This window comes from Hymenobacter negativus (assembly GCF_016056375.1).
Taxonomy (GTDB): domain Bacteria; phylum Bacteroidota; class Bacteroidia; order Cytophagales; family Hymenobacteraceae; genus Hymenobacter; species Hymenobacter negativus_A.
The window spans coordinates 15,039-35,650 of the sequence record NZ_JAEDAE010000007.1; the positions used below are offsets into that span (position 1 = coordinate 15,039).

At 61.0% G+C, this 20,612-nt stretch carries 16 protein-coding genes; 8 read left to right on the plus strand and 8 right to left on the minus strand.

What is annotated here, in order from left to right; all coding sequences use genetic code 11:
• The first annotated feature begins 12 nt into the window (after positions 1-12).
• Positions 13-933: an ion channel gene (locus tag I7X13_RS14790; RefSeq protein ID WP_198076088.1), complete on the plus strand. Its 921-nt coding sequence runs from the start codon at positions 13-15 to the stop codon at positions 931-933.
• A gap of 58 nt (positions 934-991) precedes the next feature.
• Here I7X13_RS14790 and I7X13_RS14795 read toward each other — a convergent pair whose 3' ends face one another.
• The 3 genes from I7X13_RS14795 to ruvX form a co-directional block, all read right to left on the minus strand.
• Positions 992-1,969, minus strand: coding sequence for a zinc dependent phospholipase C family protein (locus tag I7X13_RS14795; protein WP_317191581.1), 978 nt, complete (start codon positions 1,967-1,969; stop codon positions 992-994).
• Between the two features lie 138 nt (positions 1,970-2,107).
• On the minus strand, positions 2,108-2,716 hold the full coding sequence (gene def, locus I7X13_RS14800) for a peptide deformylase (RefSeq protein WP_198067342.1): 609 nt from the start codon (positions 2,714-2,716) through the stop codon (positions 2,108-2,110).
• Between the two features lie 89 nt (positions 2,717-2,805).
• Positions 2,806-3,231 (minus strand): Holliday junction resolvase RuvX, encoded by a 426-nt coding sequence (gene ruvX, locus I7X13_RS14805; protein WP_198076089.1) that lies wholly within the window; start codon positions 3,229-3,231, stop codon positions 2,806-2,808.
• Between the two features lie 430 nt (positions 3,232-3,661).
• Between ruvX and I7X13_RS14810 the strand changes: the two genes are divergently transcribed.
• The gene (locus I7X13_RS14810; protein WP_198076090.1) at positions 3,662-5,335 is read left to right on the plus strand and encodes a S41 family peptidase; all 1,674 of its coding nucleotides are present in this window, start codon (positions 3,662-3,664) and stop codon (positions 5,333-5,335) included.
• 147 nt (positions 5,336-5,482) lie between these two features.
• Positions 5,483-6,688: a homogentisate 1,2-dioxygenase gene (locus I7X13_RS14815; RefSeq protein WP_198076091.1), complete on the plus strand. Its 1,206-nt coding sequence runs from the start codon at positions 5,483-5,485 to the stop codon at positions 6,686-6,688.
• 64 nt (positions 6,689-6,752) lie between these two features.
• On the opposite strand, the gene I7X13_RS14820 is transcribed toward I7X13_RS14815, so the two are convergent.
• The 4 genes from I7X13_RS14820 to I7X13_RS14835 all read right to left on the minus strand — a co-directional run bounded on the left by I7X13_RS14820 (position 6,753) and on the right by I7X13_RS14835 (position 10,653).
• Positions 6,753-7,451 (minus strand): hypothetical protein, encoded by a 699-nt coding sequence (locus tag I7X13_RS14820; RefSeq protein ID WP_198076092.1) that lies wholly within the window; start codon positions 7,449-7,451, stop codon positions 6,753-6,755.
• A gap of 152 nt (positions 7,452-7,603) precedes the next feature.
• Positions 7,604-8,356, minus strand: a complete 753-nt coding sequence (locus I7X13_RS14825) for a hypothetical protein (RefSeq protein WP_198076093.1) — start codon at positions 8,354-8,356, stop codon at positions 7,604-7,606.
• Positions 8,357-8,402: 46 nt separating this feature from the next.
• Positions 8,403-9,965 (minus strand): hydroxymethylglutaryl-CoA reductase, encoded by a 1,563-nt coding sequence (locus I7X13_RS14830; RefSeq protein WP_198076094.1) that lies wholly within the window; start codon positions 9,963-9,965, stop codon positions 8,403-8,405.
• A gap of 76 nt (positions 9,966-10,041) precedes the next feature.
• A complete protein-coding gene (locus I7X13_RS14835; protein ID WP_198076095.1) occupies positions 10,042-10,653 on the minus strand; it encodes an energy transducer TonB in 612 nt (203 codons plus the stop codon).
• Positions 10,654-11,166: 513 nt separating this feature from the next.
• Between I7X13_RS14835 and I7X13_RS14840 the strand changes: the two genes are divergently transcribed.
• Both I7X13_RS14840 and I7X13_RS14845 read left to right on the plus strand, forming a co-directional pair.
• On the plus strand, positions 11,167-11,982 hold the full coding sequence (locus tag I7X13_RS14840; RefSeq protein WP_198076096.1) for a phytanoyl-CoA dioxygenase family protein: 816 nt from the start codon (positions 11,167-11,169) through the stop codon (positions 11,980-11,982).
• A 105-nt stretch (positions 11,983-12,087) separates the two neighbouring features.
• Entirely contained in the window at positions 12,088-12,867 is a 780-nt protein-coding gene (locus I7X13_RS14845; protein WP_198067351.1) for an SDR family NAD(P)-dependent oxidoreductase, read from the plus strand.
• 122 nt (positions 12,868-12,989) lie between these two features.
• Here the strand turns inward: I7X13_RS14845 and I7X13_RS21940 are convergent, their stop codons facing one another.
• Complete coding sequence (locus I7X13_RS21940) at positions 12,990-13,697, minus strand: phosphatase PAP2-related protein (RefSeq protein WP_198076097.1); 708 nt, start codon at positions 13,695-13,697, stop codon at positions 12,990-12,992.
• 154 nt (positions 13,698-13,851) lie between these two features.
• On the opposite strand from I7X13_RS21940, the gene I7X13_RS14855 reads away from it, so the two are divergent.
• The 3 genes from I7X13_RS14855 to I7X13_RS14865 all read left to right on the plus strand — a co-directional run bounded on the left by I7X13_RS14855 (position 13,852) and on the right by I7X13_RS14865 (position 20,583).
• Positions 13,852-15,192 carry an amidohydrolase gene (locus tag I7X13_RS14855; protein WP_198076098.1) on the plus strand — a complete coding sequence of 447 codons (1,341 nt, stop codon included), beginning with the start codon at positions 13,852-13,854 and terminating at the stop codon, positions 15,190-15,192.
• 210 nt (positions 15,193-15,402) lie between these two features.
• A complete protein-coding gene (locus I7X13_RS14860; protein WP_198076099.1) occupies positions 15,403-18,282 on the plus strand; it encodes a M4 family metallopeptidase in 2,880 nt (959 codons plus the stop codon).
• Positions 18,283-18,609: 327 nt separating this feature from the next.
• Entirely contained in the window at positions 18,610-20,583 is a 1,974-nt protein-coding gene (locus tag I7X13_RS14865) for a M4 family metallopeptidase (RefSeq protein ID WP_198076100.1), read from the plus strand.
• Positions 20,584-20,612 lie beyond the last annotated feature (29 nt).

Sequence of the window (20,612 nt, forward strand, 5' to 3'; positions counted from 1 at the left end):
CACTCCACCATCATGCCCACCCTCGACCCCGGCATCGGCGAAAAATTCTCGCGCCGCACCAAGCGGGCCATCAACCACGACGGCTCGTTCAACGTGCGGCGGCGCGGCGGCCCGCACCGCCACGACCCCTACCAATGGCTTATTCAAATGGATTGGTATCCATTTATTGGCCTGGTAGTGGTGTTTTTTACTGTGCTCAACGTGGCTTTTGCTCTCGCCTTCATGGCTCTGGGCCTCGAAGACCTGCCCGGCGTGGCCGCCCCGCACGACGGCGTGCAGGATTTTCTGAGCGCGCTGTTTTTCTCCATCCAAACCTTTACCTCCGTCGGCTACGGGCATGTGTACCCTGGCACCAATGCCACCGGCTTCCTCAGCAGCGTGGAAGCACTGGTGGGCGTGCTCACCTTCGCGCTGGCCACGGGCTTGCTCTACGGGCGGTTTTCGCGGCCCACGGCGCGCATTCATTTCAGCCGCACGGCCATCATCAGCCGCCGGGCCGACGGTACGCCCTGCCTGCAGTTCCGCATCGCCAACCAGCGCAACAACATTCTCATCGACCTGCAGGCCCGCGTGCTGCTCAAAACCACCGACCCCGCTACCAACGACCAGACCTACGCCTTGCTGCCGCTTGAGCGCGATGCCATCAGCTTTTTCCCCCTGAGCTGGACCATCGTGCACGACATCACCCCCGACAGCCCGCTCCACGGCCTGCTACCCATCGATTACGAGCGCCTCGATGTCGAAATCATCATCCAGCTGAAAGCCTACGACGACACCTTCGCCCAGGACGTGCACGCCCGCAACTCTTACACCCACGACGAGATTGAGTGGTACCGCCGCTTCATCCGCGCCTACGAGGTGGGCGACGACGGCATTGCCGTAGTAGACCTGGATATGGTGCACCAGACGGAGGCGCTTGCTGTGACTGTGTAACGAGTGACTGAGTGAGGGAGTGGCTGAGTTATATACTAAACCGTCACTCAGTCACTCGTTACTCGTCGTGGCCGGGGGCGGCTACCGCCGGCGCGGCGGCTGTTTCCCGCGCTTCGCGGTCGAGCCGCTGCTTTTCGGTTTCCGAAGGCTGGCGGGTCAATTTATTTAAGTCGGGCGAGCCGCCGTCTACCCAGCACGTGTACCAGAAGTCACCGATGAGCGCCGAAGCGTAGCGTAGCTGGCGCTCCACCTGGCCATTGAGCCGGGCGTGGTAGGCCTTGCTGAAATCGCGCGAGTAGGCCCGTACCGTCTGGCTGCCGCGCTGTTCGTAGCCGAATTTCTGGTCTTCCTGATACTCCGCCGTGAGCTGTTTCTCGAACCGCAGCACCGAATCGACGGCCGCGTGCGAGCGGATAACGGCTGCCCAAATCGCGTCGCTGGGCCGCTCCAAGTACTCGGCCTTGCCACTGAACAGGTCGTAGTCGGCGCTCAGCAGCTCGGGCAGGCGCGACTCCCACAGCCCGTGGATGCCGCGCTGGCCAGTGAGCTGCCCATTGTAGTTGCGGGTGGTGTGCAGCGGCACGCAGGCGTCGGCCACGTAGTGCCCCATGTCGGCCGAGAGGCTCAGAATGCGGTCGGTATCCTTGGCCTTGAAGGCAGCGGTGAGCTGGTTTTTCATGCTCACCACGTTCCAGGGCACAATGCCGTGGCGCAGCAGCGAGTCCTCGCCGTAGCGGGCCACAGCGTCGGCGTATTTGCGCGGCAGCTTAAACTCGGCGCTGTCGCCGTAGCGGTCCACGTCCAGAAAGTGCTTGGGGGCCTCGCCCGGTACTATCGTGCGGCGCGAGTCGGGCCGCGTGGCGTTCACCGTCAGGTAGTCGATATTGGCTTTGTAAAAGCCAATCATGCCCGGCGGCAGCGTGTACACCGCCAGCCGGTTCAGCAGCCGGTGGCCGAAAAATCCCCACGCCTGCGCCTGGCGGGCCACGAAGAGCAGGGGCAAACAAATCAGAAGCAGGTAGCCGTATTTTTTCACGGCTAACAAGGTACGGGTAAGGCACTAAATTTCAACTTATCTGTCATCCAGAGCGCAGCGAAGGACCTTCTCATACTGTAATGTTCTAACGTGATAAGGTCCTTCGCTGCGCTCTGGATGACATGCGAATGGAGCGCTCTACCGCCGCCGGCCGTCGCCCACGAATTTCATGCGGTAATCGTGCCGCACGTCGCCTTTGCTGATGCGGGCCAGCTTGCCCTTCAGCAGCTGCTTCTTGAAACCTGACAGCTTATCGGTGAATAAGATACCTTCCAAGTGGTCGTACTCGTGCTGAATGACGCGGGCCGCCATGCCCGAGAAGGCTTCCTCGTGCACCTGGCGGTTTTCATCCTCGTAGCGCAGCACGATGTCGGCGTGGCGCGTCACCAGCTCCCGCACGCCGGGAATGCTCAGACAACCTTCCTCGAAGCCCCATTCCTCGCCGGTTTCGCTCACCATCTGCGGGTTGATGAAGGCGCGCTTCACGGTTGGCTCAGGCACTTCGCCCTCTTCCAGCTCGGCCAGGTCTTCCTCGTCCAGCTCCACCATCGGGCCCGAATCCATCACGAACAGGCGCACGGCTTTGCCTATCTGGGGCGCTGCCAGGCCCACGCCATTGGCCGAATACATGGTTTCATACATGTCGGCAATCAACTGCTTGAGCTCGGCGGCAGGCAGGTCGGCGGGAATATTTTTGGCTTTGGTCTTGAGGACGGGGTCGCCGATGGCAACAATGGAGTAAATCATTTTTTTAATGGTTAATGATTAGCGGTCAATGGTTAATGAAAACTCTGTCTTGGTGATTAATCATTCATCATTAACCATTAATCATTGATTCAGACTTCCCGCATGAGCGGCGATTCGAGGAATGATTGCAGAATTAGGGTGGCACTGATGCGGTCCACGGTGGCCTTGTCGCGCCGGGCCTTCTGGCCAAGGCCGCCGGCCAGCATGGTGGCGTGGGCCATGCGCGAGGTAAACCGCTCGTCGAGCTCGTGAATGGGCAGCTCGGGCAACTCGCGGCGCAGCGTGCGCAGCAGGCCCACCACGGCACTGGTCACGTCGGTGGGCTCGTTGAGCAGCGTGCGCGGCATGCCCACCACCACGGCCCGCAGGGGCTCACGCTGGTGGTAGGCCTTTACGTAGGCCAGCAAATCCTTGCTGTGGACGGTTTCCAGCGGCGAGGCAATCAGGCACAGCGGGTCGGTCACGGCCAGGCCCACGCGCTTATTTCCGTAGTCGATGGCAAGGATGCGACCCATGTGGTGGCGGGGTAAAACGAAGAAATTGAAAAGAGCCAGCCTTGCGGCCGGGTGCAAAGATACGGCGGGCCGAAAGCTCCCAATCCGCCGGGCAACCCCGGCCGTACTTGTTCCGAGTTTGGACCGTATCTGCGCCCGATTTGGAAAAAGACTTATCCAACGGGCAAAGGGCCAGGTTGGTCGAAGAGCAGGCGCAAGCTTATGGGTATAGTCATAGTTTTGATTCGTGGCAAAGGAATGTATTAAGAACTGGCGAATTGTAATTTGCCAGTAAAAACCCCGATTATTTGCCCTTTTATTGTAAATTATTGCATTGATTGAAGAAATAAAGAAATGGCTACTTTTCTGCGTTTGTAACTGGGAAAATTTCAATAATTTTGAATCCTATTTACTATTATTCTATTGATTATTACCTCTACACTAACAGCTTATGCCCACTTCTACCCCTGCTAACCGGGCAACTGGTGTGCCCGCCGGCTCGCGGCGGCGCGGCTGGCTGCGGCAAAGCTTATTACTGGTGCTGGCCATGGGCTGCGGCGTGTTGGTGGCCAATAATCCCTTCCGGCCTTCGTCGGAAAACCCCGATGCTACGGCCCGGGGTTACCTGCGCTTCAAGGAAATCCTGAGCTACGTGGACCGCGACTACGCCGACTCGGTGGATACCGAAGGCCTGGCCGACTACGCCGTGACCCAGATGCTGGAAAAACTGGACCCGCACTCGGTCTACATCCCGGCCCGCGACCGCGAAAAAACCGACTCCTTTCTGCAAAGCGACTACGACGGCATCGGCGTCGAATTCAACACCTTCCGCGATACCGTGACGGTGGTAGCCCCATTAAGCGGCGGCCCGGCCGAGCAAGCCGGCGTACAGCCCGGCGACCAGATTCTGAGCATTGCTGGCAAGCGCGTTTCGGGCGCGCACCTCACGTCCGGGCAACTTTCGCAGCTGCTGCGCGGCCCCCGGGGCAGCAGCGTGGCCATCGAACTGCGCCGCCGGCATCAGGGCCAGCCCCTGCGCCTGAGCATTGCCCGCAGCCGCATTCCGAATAGCTCCATTGATGCCGCGTACCTGGTTGACGACCAGACTGGTTATATCAAAGTAAGCCGCTTTGCTTCGAATACTTACGATGAGTTTAAGGCGGCCCTGGCCGACCTGCGCCGGCAGGGCCTTAGCCGCCTGGTGCTGGACCTGCGCGGCAACCCCGGCGGCTACCTCGACCGTGCCACGCGCCTGGCCGACGAGTTCATTGCCGGCTCGCGCAAAATCGTGTACACCGACGGCAAAGGCGACCAATACGACTCGCAGACCTACGCCAAAGTAGCCGGCGAATTTGAGGAAGGCTCCCTGGTGGTGCTCGTGGACGAGGGCAGTGCCTCGGCGGCCGAAGTGGTGGCCGGTGCCCTGCAGGACCACGACCGCGCCACGCTGGTGGGCCGCCGCACTTTCGGAAAAGGCCTTGTGCAGCAGCCAATTGCCCTGAGCGACGGCGGCGAGCTGCGCCTCACCATTGCCCGCTACTACACGCCCGCCGGCCGTTCCATCCAGAAGCCCTACGGCGCCAGCTACGCCGAATACAGCGCTGAGCTGAGCGGCCGCTCGGCCCGCGGCGAGCTGCAATCGGCCGATAGCATTCATTTTTCCAAAGCCCTGCAGTTCCGTACCGACCACGGCCGCACCGTGTACGGCGGCGGCGGCATCATGCCCGATGTGTTCGTGCCGCGCGATTCCGTGGCCCATTCCTTGTACTTCACCCGCCTGCTGAGCCACGGCGTGGCCCGCGCCTTCGCCCTGAACTTCTACCAGAGCCACAAGGCGGAGCTGGAAGGACTGCGCTTCGAGCAGTTCAACGCCACCTTCCGCATCTCGGATGCGCAGCTGGCCAGCCTGACCGCCCAGGCCGCCCAGGATGGCGTGGCGGCCGACGCGGCCAGCGTGCGCCGTTGCGGGCCGCTGTTGCGCAACCAGCTAAAGGCCTACATCGCCCGCAGCGCCTATGGCAACGTGGCCTACTACACCGTACTGCGCGAGCAGGATGCCGAACTGCAGCGCGCCCTGCACGTGGTGAGCGACAACACCGCGCAGCTGGCGCTGCTGGGGAAGTAGGAAGTGGGGAAACGGAATAGGAAATAGGAGAGCAGAAAAGGGAAGTTGCGTAATAGCTTCCCGCCTGACGTTGTGCTCGGCAGCTTCTCCCTTATTCCCTATCCCCTTACTCCGTACCTTCACGGCTCCAATCCCACCCCCTTCGTTATGTCGCATTACCACCGCCTCGGCCAGATTCCGCGCAAGCGGCACACTCAGTTTCGCCAGCCCGATGGCTCCCTGTATTCGGAGCAGCTGGTGGGCACGCTTGGGTTTCACGGCGTGTCGTCGCTGCTCTACCACGTGCACCCACCCACCCAAATTAAGCACGTGGGCGCACCCAAGCCCTTCGCGCCAAAGCTGATTAAGGACCGGCCGCTCCAGCCCGAGCACCTGCGCACGCTGGCCCAGACCACCACCGGCGGCGACTACCTGGCCGCCCGCCAAACGCTGCTCGGCAACGCCGATGTGACGATGAGCATCTGCAACCCCACGGACAAGCGGATGGACTATTACTACAAAAACGCCCAGGCCGACGAGGTGATTTTCGTGCACGAAGGCCGGGGCGAGCTGTGGAGCCAGATGGGCAAAGTGGCCTTCGAGCCCGGCGACTATGTGGTGGTGCCGCGCACCGTTATCCACCAATTGCACTTTGAGGAAGGCCCTGTGCGACTGATGATTATCGAATCGTTCAGCCCCGTAGAAACCGTGCGACGTTACCGCAACCACTTCGGCCAGCTGCTGGAGCATTCGCCTTATTGCGAGCGCGACATGCGCCCGCCAAGCGAGCTCATCACCGAGGAATTTCCGGAAGGTGACTACGTGATACACACTAAGAAAGAAGGCATGCTGCACGAGCTCACCTACGCGCACTCGCCGTTCGACGTAGTGGGCTGGGACGGCTATTTCTACCCCTACGCCTTCAGTATTCACGATTTTGAGCCAATAACCGGCCGCCTGCACCAGCCCCCACCCGTGCACCAGACGTTTGAGGGGCACAACTACGTCATCTGCTCGTTCGTGCCGCGCCTGTTCGACTACCACCCGCTCAGCATTCCGGCGCCCTACAACCACTCCAACGTCGATTCCGACGAGGTGCTGTATTACGTGGCCGGCAATTTCATGTCGCGCAAGGGCGTTGACTTAGCGTCCTTTACCTGGCACCCCACCGGGCTGCCGCATGGCCCGCACCCCGGCACCGTGGAGGCCAGCATCGGCAAGAAGGAAACCCACGAGCTGGCCGTGATGCTCGACACCTTCCGCCCGCTCTACCTCACCGAAACGGCCCTGCAATACATCGACGCCCGCTACCCCATGAGTTGGAACCCCGGCTTCGTGCCCGACCCGCCCAAATCGGCGGATATGATGGACTAGTGAGTAATAAAAAGGCCCTTATGCTGAGCATGAGGGCCTTTTTATTTTAGGCAAAACCGTTATCCTACTTCACCACCGCCACGCGGTTGTAGTGGTCAATCATACGAGCCACGTCGGCGGGCTGGTCGTATTGCAGGTGCTGGGCGTTGGCGAAGGTGCTGATTTCGTTGTCGCGCTTCCCAAACAGGCGCAGCACATCGGCCTGGTTGAGGGTGATGGGGTGCAGGGGTTCCGTGGGCTCGTTGCCGACGCCGACCAGCAACAGGGGCGCCATGGAAAGGCGGCCGGCTACGGCATCGGCCCCCGATGAATAGAGGCGGGCCAGCAGCAGCGGGCCCGCATCCACGGCCGTGAGCACTTCCACGAATTCGCGGCGGGTGCCGGCGCTGCCTTCCTTCACCAGGCGGGGGCGGAAGCGGCGCAGGGCATCGGCCCCGGTGCCGCCCATCTCGCCGATGTCGAAGCCGCGTAGGCTGCCCACAGGCCACAGGTGCGTCGAATCGGTGTTGATGGAATCCTGGGCTTCGAGCAGGCGCATGCCGGCGTGGAAGCGCAGGCCCGGCACGGGCCGGTAGCGCCCGTCGAAGGTGCGCAGAGCCCCCGGCTGGAAGGCGCCATCGCCGAGGAAGCCGGTGGCCTGAGTTTTGAGGCCGGCCCGCAGGGTGGCGGCGGTGGGGTTGCGGTTGCTTTGGGCGTAAATAGTGCGGGCTTCAGCTTGTTCCTTTGCGGCCTGGGCATTGGCCTGCTGTGCGCCGGCAAGCAAAAAAATGGCAGATAAGTAGAGGTGGGGTCTCACTAAAGGCACTAAAAAATGGTGAATGGAACAGGGGGCGTCAAAAATACGATAATTAGGCGGTTGCGCACCAATCAGACCCGTTTTCAAGCACCGTGCCATCCTTGGGGACTCCCTTCTGATTAAGGCTTCTTAAATGATACCTGGTTATAGTATTCCACCATGCGCAGCACCTGGCCCAGGTCAGTATAGCTTAACCCTTGATTGGCGGCCCAGGCAGTTATTTCGGGAGCCCGCGAGCCAAATAGCTCGCTCACGCTCTTTCGGTTGAGGGATATTGCCCGCAGGGGTTCTTTGGGCACCAGGTCGGTGCCGGCCAGTACCGTCTGGCCGATTTCGGTGCTTTCTGCCTTGGTTTCGGTGCGCAGAATGGGGTCGAGCTGGGCATCCAGGTGGCGGTAGATGTGCTGCACGGCCAGGACCAGGGGGCTGTTGTCGGACTGCGTCAGCACTTCTACAAAGTCGAGCTTGGTGCTGCCATTGCGTACCAGCTTGCTGCGGAAATGCCGCATATCGCTGCCCTTGCCCAGGTAGAAGCCGTCGAGGCTGCCGGGCGGCCACACGTGGCTGCCGGTCGAGTCGCGCACTTCCAGCAGGCGCAGGGCCACGTTGTATTTCATCGCCGGTACCCGCACGCGGCGCTTGTCGAGCAATACCAAAGTGCCGGGCAATTCCACCCGCTCCAGGTAGGCTTCGGGGGCATTCACCAGGTCTTTGCGCATCCGGGCCAGGGCTTCGGGCGAGTTGGCGCGCTGGTAGAGGTCCATGCCGAGTTCGGCGAGGTCGCGCGAGGACTGCATCTGCGCTCGGGCAGATGCGGACAGCAGCAGGCCGGCCAGTAACAGGCCGGTCCCAAGTTTTTGGGCAGTAGTCATGTAGATGAGCAATGGAAAGGTGACCAACGGGCAGGCCCCGTTGTGTTTAGCGGTTGCGGCCGTACTGCTCGTGGCTGCTCACCCAGTCGGAGCTCGAAATGGCCGCACCCAGGCTGAGCTCGCCGGCCAGCACCACGCCGGCCACAATTTCGGCAAACTTGCGCACCGTGCCCCGACCCACGCAGCCCAGCATTTGCAGGCACTCGTTTTGGGTGGCCAGGCCGGTGCCACCGCCGTGCGTGGCCACAATCAGGCTCGGAATGGTGATGCTGATGTACAAATCCCCGTCCTTGTTCACTTCCGAATACAGGATACCGGCCGACGATTCGCTCACGTTGGCCACGTCCTGCCCCGTGGCAATGAACATGGCCGTAATGCCGTTGGCCGAGTGCGCGCCGTTGTTATTGGCCCCCGAAATGAATGCGCCCACGTTGCTCACCTGCCCGTGGTAGGCCAGCTGCTCGGGCGTTACGCGCATGCGCTGCATCAGAATGTCGCGCTTTATCACGGCTTCGGCCACCACGCGCTTGCCCCGGGTCCGCATCACGTTGATTTGAGAGGCTTTTTTGTCGGTGGCAAAGTTCGATTCGAGGTAGAAGTGCTCAATTTTCGCGCCCTTGTAGTTCTCCAGAATCCAGGAGCAGGCGGCGAAGGTGGCGCGGCCCACCATGTTCTGCCCGGCCGCGTCGCCGGTGCTGAAATTGAAGCGCAGGTAGGCGAATTTATTGCTCAGGTAGGTATCGATGTACTGCAGCTTGGCCACGCTAGAGGTGCTTTCGGCTTGCGGCCGAATCTGGTCGATGCTTTCTTCCACCCACTTGCCAAAATCCCGCGCCCCGCGCGCATCATCAAACACAAACACCGGCGCCCGCTGCATGGCATCGCCAATGACGGTGCATTTCACGCCGCCGCACAGGTTCAGCACCTGAATGCCACGGTTGTAGCTGGCCACCAGCGTGCCCTCGGTGGTGGCCATCGGAATCAGGAAATCGCCCTGCGCGTGCTCGCCGTTCACAGTCAGCGGTCCGGCCAGGCCCACCGGAATCTGGGCCACGCCCATGAAATGCTCGCAGTTGCCCTGCAGCTGATGGGCATCAAAGGAGTAGTGCTTGAGGTGCTTAAATTCTTTCTCCGAAAACTGCTCGGCAAAGCGCTGACGGGCCGCAATGGCCGCCTCGGAGTAGTCGTCTTCCTCGGAGCGCGGAATGCGGGGCTTGGAGTTGGCCACGCCCACAATGGCGTCTTCCACCTCTACGTGCAAATCGCCGAAGGCATCGGTCGAAAACCACATCTGCACCGGGTGCATGCCTTCGGGCAGAGCCGGCATGTCCAGCATCACCGTGATAGCGCGGCCCACGGGCAGCTCCACGGCCTGTCCGTCGGCATCGATGGACGTGGCGGCGCGCTGCTCGCCGTTGCCCAAATCAACCCGGATTTTCTCGGCCGGCACCACCATCTCGCCCACCTGTACCTGCTTGAAACCGGTCACCTTCACGGTGTCGAGCCGGTTTTTGAGGCTGAAGGCCACGCCCGCGTTGTCGGGCAGGTTGTGCAGGCTGCCGCGGGTGTACAGCAGCTTGAGGAGCATGGGGCTGGGCGTGAAAACCATAGGGCGGGGAGGGTGGGGGTTAGCGTGGAAAGGTGAAGGTGGGGAATTTTGGCCGGAATGCGCAAGCAGGCCACGCTTATTTCAGCTTGAAGGTAATTGGCAACGTCATTCCCACGGGTACAGGAAGTCCATTTTGCAAGCCAGGAGTAAATGGTGGTAGCCTTCGCACCACAAGCAGCACCGCTTCATCGAAACGTGGATTGAAAGTTTTAACAATTTTAGCGTCGCACACCTGGCCATCAATGCCCACAGTGAAAGAAACGAAAAGCCGGCCTTCCGTCGCCACGATTTTGCCATTTTCTTGGGGCCATTTTATTCGCTGCTGGATGTAATCAATTACTTCACGATTGCTACCCCCATGCTGAAATATGGGCATTTGCTCGCCCACCATTCCAAAAGAAGGTAGCGGGTTCGTATCTGCAAATGTTGCCGAGTCGCGCTTCGTTGCGGCAAGCCGCTCCCGTTCGGGCTTGGCGGCTTGTTGCACATAGTCCATTGTAGTCCGCCGCACCTGCGCCAGGGCCTCGTGCGCCGTCAGGCCCTGGCCCACCACCAGCACCAGCGCCACCACAAACCACTTCAGGCGCCGCGTTAGCGTCGGCCGGGGCTGCAACACCTGCGCGGCCCAAAAGCGGCCGCACACTCGGCCATCGGGCGCGGTGGCGCGGGCGGCGGCCAGGTCGGCCACGGAGTTGGTTGAGTGGCTGAAATCCTGCACTACCCGCTGGCAACTGCTGCAAAAATGACCTTGCGCGTGAGCCCGAAATGCGTCGGGCTCAACGGCGCACGGCTGCAAAACGGCTTGAAAAGTGGGCAGTAGCAGCATGGAAGGCTGGAAAGAAGCGGGAAAAGATAGAAACTTTTGCGGTTGGCGCGGCTTCTGCAACGGCTGGGTTTGTTTTTTCTTGTGCGGTGGCACTCCGGTGCCGGTGGCCTGCTGCGGGAAGCAGCCTCAGAATACAGACTGACCATTAAAGCATTGCGCGGCGGTAGCCGTCAGTGTGGGCGCGCACTGTGGCGGTAGTTCACCTTCTGTTCACTTGCCAAACGCGTATTTGCCTTCCCGAAACTACCGTGCGGCGGCGCGGTTATAGCCGCCGTGCAACCGGGATGCTCCCGCCTAAAAACCGGCAGGGGCCACGCCGGACGTATTACCTTTGTGTGTCGCCCGGGAATACCCGGCGGCCGCCAATTTTCTGTTATGGCCCTATCCTCTGACTATCCACGCTTCACGCTCGGCAGCACCCTCACCGCCGAGCAGCGGGCTTTTTTTACCAAATACGGTTTCCTTCACTTCCGGCCCTTCGCCTCGCCCGAATACGTCCAGCAAATCCTCAAAGCAACGGAGGAGGTGCAAGCCAAGTGGCTGGCCGAGGGCGTAGAAAAAGTGAACGGGGTGCCCATCAAATACGGCCACGACGTGGACGGCTCGCGCATTGTGCAGCGCTTCGCCTTCGCTTCGCAGCACCACCCCGTGTTGCACGAATTGCTACAGGACGAGCGTTTCAAAGCCCTTTTCCCGCTCCTCGAGGCCGAAGGGGGCCGCGTGGGCGAAAACGAAAAAGACGGCCTCGTGGTGAACCACTACGTGAACGTGCCCGGCTCCGAATTCAGCCAGATGGGCTGGCACACCGACTCGCTGCGCGACGTGTTCTACGGCAAGCGCATAGGCCCCATGCTCAACGTGGGCCTGCACCTCGATGGCACCAAGGCCACCAACGGCGGCCTGCGCGTGATTCCCGGCACCCATCGCCAAGGCCTGCACAAGATGCTGTTTCGCAAGAAATACTACAAGGACGTGTTCTACGACCCCAACGAGGTGGCCATCGAAACCGAGCCCGGCGACCTCACCGTGCACGACGGCCGCATGTGGCACCGCGTGGCGCAGTCGCCGCTGGTGGGCCCCGAAAGCCGCCGCCGCGTGATGTACGTGCCCATCATCTCGGGCAAGTACCAGCCCAAGAGCGAGGACAGCCCCACGCCGTTTTACCTGCGCTTTTTGCACCTTGTTAAGTAACCAATGGGTGAATGGCTGAATGAGTGAATGGGTGAATGGGGTAGTATGGCCTGTCTCTCAATCCATTCACCCATTCACTCATTCAGCCATTCACTCATTGCATCTATGTACGCTCTCGTTACCGGCGCTTCGCGCGGCATTGGCCGTGCCATCTCGCTCCAGCTGGCCCAGCGCGGCTACGACCTGCTGCTGGTGGCGCGGTCCGAAGACCAGCTCACCAACCTGGCGCTGGAAATAGGCACCCGGCACAAGCGCCAGGCCCACGTGCTGGCCACCGACCTGGCTGCCCCCGCCGCCGCCGAAACAGTGGCCGCCTGGGCAACGCACCAAACCGAGCAGCTGGCTGTGCTGGTGAATAATGCCGGCTACGGCCTCTGGGGCCGCTTCGAGCAGCTTAGCCTGGTGGAGCAGCAGAACATGATGCAGCTAAACATGCACCTGCCCGTGGCCCTCACCCACGCCCTGCTGCCCGCCCTGCACAAGGCCCCGAAAGCGTATATTCTGAACGTGGCCAGCACCGCTGCATACCAAGCTGTGCCCTCGCTCTCGCTCTATGCGGCCAGCAAGGCGTTTTTGCTGAGCTTCAGCCGGGGACTACGCTACGAGCTCAAAACCAGTAATATATCGGTAACCTGCCTGAGCCCCGGCGCTACCACCACCAACTTTGCCGACCGCGCCGGCATGGGGGCCGAGCTGCAAGCCACTGCCAATAAAGTTTCGATGACGCCCGAAGCCGTAGCCCAGGCCGCCGTAAACGGCCTGCTGGCCGGCGAGGCCGAAATTATCCCCGGCGTGCTCAACAAGGTTTCAGCCGGCCTCACCAGCGTGGTGCCCAAGGGCATTGTGGAGAAGATTGCAGCCGGGATTTACGAGAAATATCTGTAGATAAACGCTGTCATTGCGAGCGTAGCGAAGCACCCGGAGGACAGCGTAGCTAATTCGTCCTGTTCTCAGCGACAAACTTGCTGATATAACCCCCCCCCAAACCTGCTCAGATTTGGGGGGGGTTATTGAGCAGAGCTGCTAACAGGCATTCGTTGCTTCGTAGTCCGCCCGGCCAGCCAGTAGGCGGCCCAGGCAAAGAATGGCGCGGCCAGTACATCATAGGAGTAGTGCACGCGTTGCACCAGCACCAGCAGGCCCACGGCCACGCTCATCAGGCCCAGTGTCCAGCGCCACTTGCGGCCCCGGCCGGCCAGTGTGAGCAGCACCATAGTGGCGGTGTGGCCCGAGAAAAACAAGTCGCGCACGATGGGCTGAGTGGTTACTTCAAAAATGCGGTCCATCACCGGGTCGCGCAGGATGACCAGGGCGGCGGGCGGCTCCAGCGGCAGTAGCCAGAGCGTGACCATGCGCATGAGCTGCAGGAAATAATAGGCCCACAGCGCCTGTAACAGCCGTTGCGGGCGGGGCAGCAGGTAGGCCAGCGTGGCCGCGATGGCACCGTAGATGAGCGCAAACGTGAGGGCCGAAACGTCGTGCACCGGCAGCAGCGCCAGCAGCGGGTCGGCCAACCGCTGGCCGGGGCGCGCCTGAATGAAATGGTAGAAGCCCGGCACCACCGGCAGCAGCCCCAGCAGGCCTAACACTACCGCGCCCAGCCGCAGCCGGAAACTCATCGAAGCCCAGGCCGCGGGCCAGGACCCCCGGCGAAACGGCGGGCGCGAGGAATCAACGGGCCGGGGCAGGGGAGGAGGAGTTAAAATCGTAGCCACAAATAATAATGGGTTCAGCTAATGGAAAGGCAATAAAACAGGGCGCAAAATTACGTTCCAGCCTGAACAGTAGCGCGCTGGTTGGCAACGGCGACGTAACATTGCCCACCGGCCAAAACGTGCCGCCCGGCTTTTATTCCTTACCCTTGGTTTTATGACGCGCTTTTTACTTTCTGCTTTGCCGGCCGGCCTTGTGCTGGCGCTGGCCGCTGTCCCGGCCGCCCACGCCCAGAATGCGGCCCTCGACGCCCGCATCGCTCAACTGGCCACCCAGGAAGAACCCAAAGTCATTGCTTGGCGGCGCGACATCCATGAGCACCCCGAACTGGGCAACCAGGAAACCCGCACCGCCGGCGTCATCGCCGCGCACCTCAAAAAGCTGGGCCTGGAAGTGCAAACCGGGGTGGGCCGCACCGGCGTGGTGGGCGTGCTGCGCGGCGGCAAATCCGGCCCCGTGGTGGCCCTGCGCGCCGATATGGACGGCCTGCCCCTCACCGAAAACAACGACCTGCCCTTCGCCTCCAGGGTGAAAACCACCTACCTGGGCCAGCCCGTGGGCGTGATGCACGCCTGCGGCCACGACACCCACGTGGCCATGCTCATGGGCGCGGCCGAGGTGCTGAGCCAGGTGAAAGCCGACCTGCCCGGCACCGTGAAGTTCATCTTCCAGCCCGCCGAGGAGGGCTCGCTGCCGGGCGTGGAAGGCGGGGCCAAGCTTATGGTGAAGGAAGGCGTGCTCGATAAGCCCAAGGTGGATGCTGTATTCGGCGTGCACATCAACGCCCAGACCGAAGTGGGCAACCTGACCTACCGCCCCGGCGGCGAAATGGCCTCTTCCGACCGGTTCACTATCAAGGTGCACGGCAAGGGCTCGCACGGGGCCTACCCGTGGAACAGCGTGGACCCGGTGGTGACCGCCGCCCAAATTATCGTGGGCCTGCAAACCATCGTGAGCCGGCAGGTGAAGCTGATTGACGACGCGGCCGTGGTCACAGTGGGCACCATCAACGGTGGCGTGCGCTACAACGTCATTCCGCCTGATGTGGAAATGTCGGGCACCATTCGGGCCCTAAATCCTGAGGCGCAGAAGCAAATCTGGGCCAGCATCCGCCGCATTGCCACCAACATTGCCGAGAGTGCCGGGGCTACCGCCGACGTCAGCATCGACCCCTACGTGCCCGTGACCTCCAACGACCCCGCCCTCACGGCTCAGATGCTGCCTACACTGCGGTCAGCGGCTGGCCCCGACCACGTGCGGGAGATAAAAGCTGTGACTGGGGCCGAGGATTTTTCCTTTTATCAGGAGAAAGTGCCCGGCCTGTTTCTCTTCGTGGGCGGCATGACCAAAGGTCAGGACCCCGGCACCGCCGCCGACCACCACACGGCCGGATTTCGCATCGATGAAAGCGGCCTCACGCTGGGCGTGAAGACCTTAGCGACCCTGGCCGCCGACTACCTCAGCGCGGGAATTGTTAGCAAGAATCAAACCAAATAATTATTCAGGCTAAAGGAATATTGCAATTTGATTAAGTGCAATTACTGCTTCATGGTTTGTTCATGAAACGTACAAGATTTCGGTTTTATTGCTAAATTAATGGCAAATGGCTCATTGGGCTGATAAAGTTGTCTAGGTTGCGGCTGCTTAGATGCAAAATAGTTAAAGTTTGCACTGGCTTCGAGTCCCACCAACAACCTATTTAGTTACATGAGAAAACAATACTCAGCTGCAGCATTACTGATGCTCGGCGGATTGGTCGCCACCACGGCCAATGCTCAGGACGCCGCCCGCGTTCAATCCTCCAAAGTGTTGGGCGAAGACAACCAGCCCGTGCTGGTGCAGCTCAGCGCCGAAGCTAAAATGGCCTCCCGGGGCATGAGCAGCGACCAGGTGCTGCGCCAGCAGCTCGCCCTCACCAACGCCGACCAGATGGTGCAGCGTGCCGCCGAAACCGACCAGCTCGGCTTCGTGCACCAGAAATTTGCCCAGTATTACCAGGGCATCCGCGTGGAGCACGCCGACTATACGGTGCACTCCAAAGCCGGCACCGTGGAAAGCATCAGCGGTGATTTTGAGAAAATCTCGGGCCTGAACACCACGCCGTCGCTGGGCGAGAGCGCCGCGCTGGACCGCGCCCTGGCCCACGTAGGTGCCCGTCAGTACAAGTGGCAGTCCAACGAGGCCGATGCCAAATCATACCTGCCCAAGGGCGAGCTGGTGATTGTGCGCGACGCCCGCGTGAGCTCCGAAACCGGCCCGCTCGTGCTGGCCTGGAAATTCAACGTGTACGCCTCGCAGCCCATCAGCCGCGCGTTCATCTACGTGGATGCCCGCACCGGGCAAGTGGTGTTGCAGGACAACATCATCAAGCACACGGCCGGCACGGCCACGTTTGCCACGGCCTACAGCGGTACTCGCTCGCTGGCCAACGAAACCACCACCGGCGGCTGGCACCTTAAGGAGTACACCCGCGGCCTGGGCATCGAAACCTATAACTGCAAAAAGAGCAACAGCTACACCGCCGCCACCGATTTCGTGGACGCCGACAACAACTGGACGGCCGCCGAGTACAACAACGCCAACTACGACAACGTGGCCGGCGATGCTCACTTCGGTGCCCAAGCTACTTACGACTACTGGAAGAACGTTTTCGGCCGCAACAGCTACGACAACGCCGGGGCCAAAATCAAGAGCTACGTGCACTTCGATGACGTGCCGGGCGGCGCGGGCTACGAGAATGCCTACTGGGATGGCGTGGAAATGACCTACGGCGACGGTGCCAGCACCTTCAAGCCCCTGACGGCGCTGGACGTGTGCGGCCACGAAATCGGCCACGCCGTGTGCGAAAAGACGGCTAACCTGACCTACGCCAACGAGTCGGGCGCTATGAACGAAGGCCTGTCCGACATCTGGGGTGCCAGCATCGAGCAGTACACCTGCGCTGCCCTGGGCCTCACCAAGTCGACCTGGGACATTGGCGAAGACATCATGAAAGCCGGCGGCGCGCTGCGTTCCATGAGCAACCCCAACCTCTACGGCCAGCCGGCTTACTACAAAGGCCAATACTGGGCGGCTACCACTTCGTCGCCGTCGAACGCCAACGACCAGGGCGGCGTGCACACCAACTCGGGCATCCTCAACTACTGGTACTACCTGATTTCGGTGGGCAAGAGCGGCACCAACGAAAAAGGCTTCGCCTACAACGTGGGCGGTATTGGCATCTCGGACGCGGCTAAAATCACCTTCCGTATGGAAAGCGTGTACATGACGGCCAGCTCGACCTACGCCAACGCCCGTACCTACTCCATCCAGGCCGCTACGGACCTGTTCGGCGCTACCTCGGCCCAGACGCAAGCCGTAACCAACGCCTGGTATGCCGTGGGCATCGGCGCAGCTTACAGCGGCGGCGGTACCGGCGGTGGCACCACCTACTGCACGTCGCAGGGTGCCAGCGTGGCCTACGAGTACATTGCCCAAGTGGCCCTCGGCAGCATCAACCGCACTTCGGGCGCTGATGGTGGCTACTACGACGGCACGGCCCTGACCACGAGCATCGCCCAGGGTTCGGCCCAGACCGTGACCTACAAGGCCGGCTTCGTATCGAGCGCCTACACCGAGTACGTGAAAGTGTACATCGACTACAACAAAAACGGCGTGTTCACCGATGCCGGTGAGATGGTTGCTTCGGGCACGGTTGCTTCGACTACGGCCGCTACCGGCAGCTTCACGGTGCCCGCTACGGCTACCGTGGGGGCCACCCGCATGCGCGTCGTGCTGAGCGACGCCAGCGCTACCACCAGCTGCGGCAGCTACAGCTACGGCGAAACCGAGGACTACACGGTGAACATCACCGCTGCCAGCGGTGGCGGCACCACGCCCACTTACTGCGCCAGCAAAGGCACCAGCGTGGCCTATGAGTACATCGACCTCGTGAACCTCGGCAGCATCAACCGCACTTCGGGTGCTGATGCCGGCTACTACAATGGCACGGCGCTGAGCACCACGGTGGCTGCCGGCTCGGCCCAGACCATCAACTTCTCGGCCGGCTTCACGGGCTCGGCCTACTCGGAGTACGTGAAAGTGTACATCGACTACAACCAGAACGGCGTGTTCACCGATGCCGGTGAACTGGTGGTGAATGCTGCCGCCAGCACCAGCGCGGCCACCCGCTCGGCCTCCTTCACGGTGCCCACTACGGCCAAGAGCGGTGCCACCCGGATGCGTGTGACGCTGAGCGATGCCAGCGCTACTACCAGCTGCGGCACCTACAGCTACGGTGAAACCGAGGACTACACGGTGAACATCACCGGCGGCACCGGCATCGCGGCTCTGAATGGCAACGCGGTTACCAACAGCTCGAAGCTGCTGTCCGTGTACCCCAACCCGGCCACCGACGTGCTGAACCTGATGCTGCCAGAGAATGCTGAAATCAAGAGCGTACTGGTGACCGACGTGCGCGGTGCCCGCGTGGAAGGCCTCTCGCTGAACAACGGCGTGCTGAGCATCGGCCGCCTGGCCCATGGCATGTACACCCTGACCGTAAGCGACGGCAAGCAAGTGTACCACCAGCGCTTCGTGAAAGAATAGTTCTCTTTCTGAGCCAATGAGAAAGGCCCGTCAGCATTGCTGGCGGGCCTTTTTTTATTTGGTGCAGAAGTCTGATGTTCAATTGATTTACTATTTGACCAATTTTATCAGTCTGCAGTGCAAAATTCGTTGTAATTCGCAATTAAATTTGGTTGTATGTGAAATAATAAAACTATTATTGAGCTTTTAATGAAAATATTGTTAAGTTGCGTAGCGGTTAATGGAGAAAATAACAAATCCTGAATCCGCGAATAATTTCCACCATCATCCTCTCTTTTTTTATGATTAACAAATACTCAGCTGCCACAATGCTACATACTCGGCGCATTGGCTACCAACGCCCAGGCCCAGGAGGCTCGCCGCATCCAAACCAAAGTATTAGGCGAAGACAACCAGCCCGTGCTGGTGCAGTTCAGTGCCGAAGGCAAAGCCGCCTACCGCGGCGTGGAAGGCAGCCAGGTGCTGCGCCAGCAACTGGCCCTGACCGATGCCGACCAAATGCGCTCGGCCCGTGTGAAAACCGACCAGCTTGGCTATACGCACGAGAAATTCTCGCAGTATTACCAAGGCATCCGTGTGGAGCACGCCGAATACACGGTGCACGCCAAAGGCGGCACGGTAGAAGCCATCAGCGGTGATTTTGAAAAGCTTTCGGGCCTAGACACCACGCCCAGCCTGAGCGCCTCGGCCGCCCTGACCCGCGCCCTAGACTACGTAGGTGCTCAGAAGTACATGTGGCAGGACCTGGGCGAGGAAACGCTGCTGAAGCAGGAAACCGGCAAGTCGTCGGCCAGCTACTACCCCCAGGCTGAGCTGGTGATTGTGCGCGCCGCCCGCACCACCAAATCGGAGAAGCTGAACCAGCCAGTGCTGGCCTGGAAATTCGACGTGTACGCGCAGGAGCCGGTGAGCCGGGCCTACATCTATGTGGATGCGCGCACCGGCGAGGTGGTTCTGCAGGACAATATCATCAAGCACACCAGCGCCACAGGCTCGTTTGCCACGGCTTATAGCGGTACCCGCTCCATTGGCGATGGCACCACCACGGGCGGGTATTTCCTGCGCGAAACCGGCCGCGGCCAGGGCATTCAAACCTTCAATATGAAAAAGGGCACCCAGTACGCCCGCGCCGTGGACTTCATCGACGCCGACAACAACTGGACGGCTGCCGAGTACAACAACGCCACGTTCGACAACGTGGCCGGCGATGCCCACGTGGGTGCCGAAGCCACCTACGACTACTGGAAAAACGTGCACGGCCGCAACTCCTACGATAACGCGGGGGCCATCATCAAGAGCTACGTACACTACAGCCGCAGCTACGAAAATGCCTACTGGGACGGCACGCGCATGACCTACGGCGACGGCGCCACCCGCTTCCGCCCGCTGACGGCGCTGGACGTGTGCGGCCACGAAATCGGCCACGCCGTGTGCGAAAACACCGCTAACCTGACCTACTCGAACGAATCGGGTGCGATGAACGAAGGCCTGTCCGATATCTGGGGAGCTTCGATTGAGGCTTACGCCGTGGCCAACCTGGGCTTTACCTCCAGCGGCCCGAAGGCCAAATCGACCTGGCTCATTGGTGAGGAAATCGACAAGCAGCAAGCTGCTTTGCGCTCGATGAGCGACCCCAAATCGCAGGGCCAGCCCGACTACTATAAAGGCATCAACTGGTACACCGGCACCAGCGACTACGGCGGGGTGCACACCAACTCGGGCGTTATCAACTATTGGTACTACCTGATTTCGGTGGGCAAGAACGGCACCAACGAGAAAGGCGTGGCCTACTCGGTAACCGGCCTCGGCCTGGATGCCGCCGCTAAAATCACCTTCCGCATGGAAGACGTGTACATGGTGGCCGGCTCGACCTATGCCCAGGCCCGCACCTATTCAATCCAGGCCGCTACCGACTTGTTCGGGGCCGGCTCGGTGCAAGTTCAGTCGGTGACCAACGCCTGGAACGCCGTGGGTGTAACCACCGGTGCCGCCCTGGTAGCCCAAACGGGTTCTACCAGCACCCCCGCCATCAGCAGCGGCGCGGCTTCGCTCACGGGCATGGCCTCGGCGCACGCCCTGAGCCTGTACCCGATGCCCGCTACCAACGAGTTGCACCTGCTGCTTGACGGCGGAGCCGAAATCGTGAGCGTGACCGTGAACGACCTGCGCGGTGCTGCCGTGGCTACCACCCGCTACGACGGTAACGGCACGCTCGACGTGAGCAGCCTGGCCAAGGGCATGTACGTTATCAACGTGAGCGACGGCACGCAGACCTTCCACCAGCGCTTCGTGAAAGAATAGTCCTTTTTCCGAGTTAATCAAAAAGGCCC

What these genes read in the sequence shown, in the direction of transcription:
- I7X13_RS14790 (WP_198076088.1), top strand. Translation starts at nt 13, where the DNA reads ATGCCCACCCTCGACCCCGGCATCGGCGAAAAATTCTCGCGCCGCACC.
- def (WP_198067342.1), bottom strand. Translation starts at nt 2,716, where the DNA reads ATGATTTACTCCATTGTTGCCATCGGCGACCCCGTCCTCAAGACCAAA.
- ruvX (WP_198076089.1), bottom strand. Translation starts at nt 3,231, where the DNA reads ATGGGTCGCATCCTTGCCATCGACTACGGAAATAAGCGCGTGGGCCTG.
- I7X13_RS14810 (WP_198076090.1), top strand. Translation starts at nt 3,662, where the DNA reads ATGCCCACTTCTACCCCTGCTAACCGGGCAACTGGTGTGCCCGCCGGC.
- I7X13_RS14815 (WP_198076091.1), top strand. Translation starts at nt 5,483, where the DNA reads ATGTCGCATTACCACCGCCTCGGCCAGATTCCGCGCAAGCGGCACACT.
- I7X13_RS14825 (WP_198076093.1), bottom strand. Translation starts at nt 8,356, where the DNA reads ATGACTACTGCCCAAAAACTTGGGACCGGCCTGTTACTGGCCGGCCTG.
- I7X13_RS14830 (WP_198076094.1), bottom strand. Translation starts at nt 9,965, where the DNA reads ATGGTTTTCACGCCCAGCCCCATGCTCCTCAAGCTGCTGTACACCCGC.
- I7X13_RS14840 (WP_198076096.1), top strand. Translation starts at nt 11,167, where the DNA reads ATGGCCCTATCCTCTGACTATCCACGCTTCACGCTCGGCAGCACCCTC.
- I7X13_RS14845 (WP_198067351.1), top strand. Translation starts at nt 12,088, where the DNA reads ATGTACGCTCTCGTTACCGGCGCTTCGCGCGGCATTGGCCGTGCCATC.
- I7X13_RS14855 (WP_198076098.1), top strand. Translation starts at nt 13,852, where the DNA reads ATGACGCGCTTTTTACTTTCTGCTTTGCCGGCCGGCCTTGTGCTGGCG.
- I7X13_RS14860 (WP_198076099.1), top strand. Translation starts at nt 15,403, where the DNA reads ATGAGAAAACAATACTCAGCTGCAGCATTACTGATGCTCGGCGGATTG.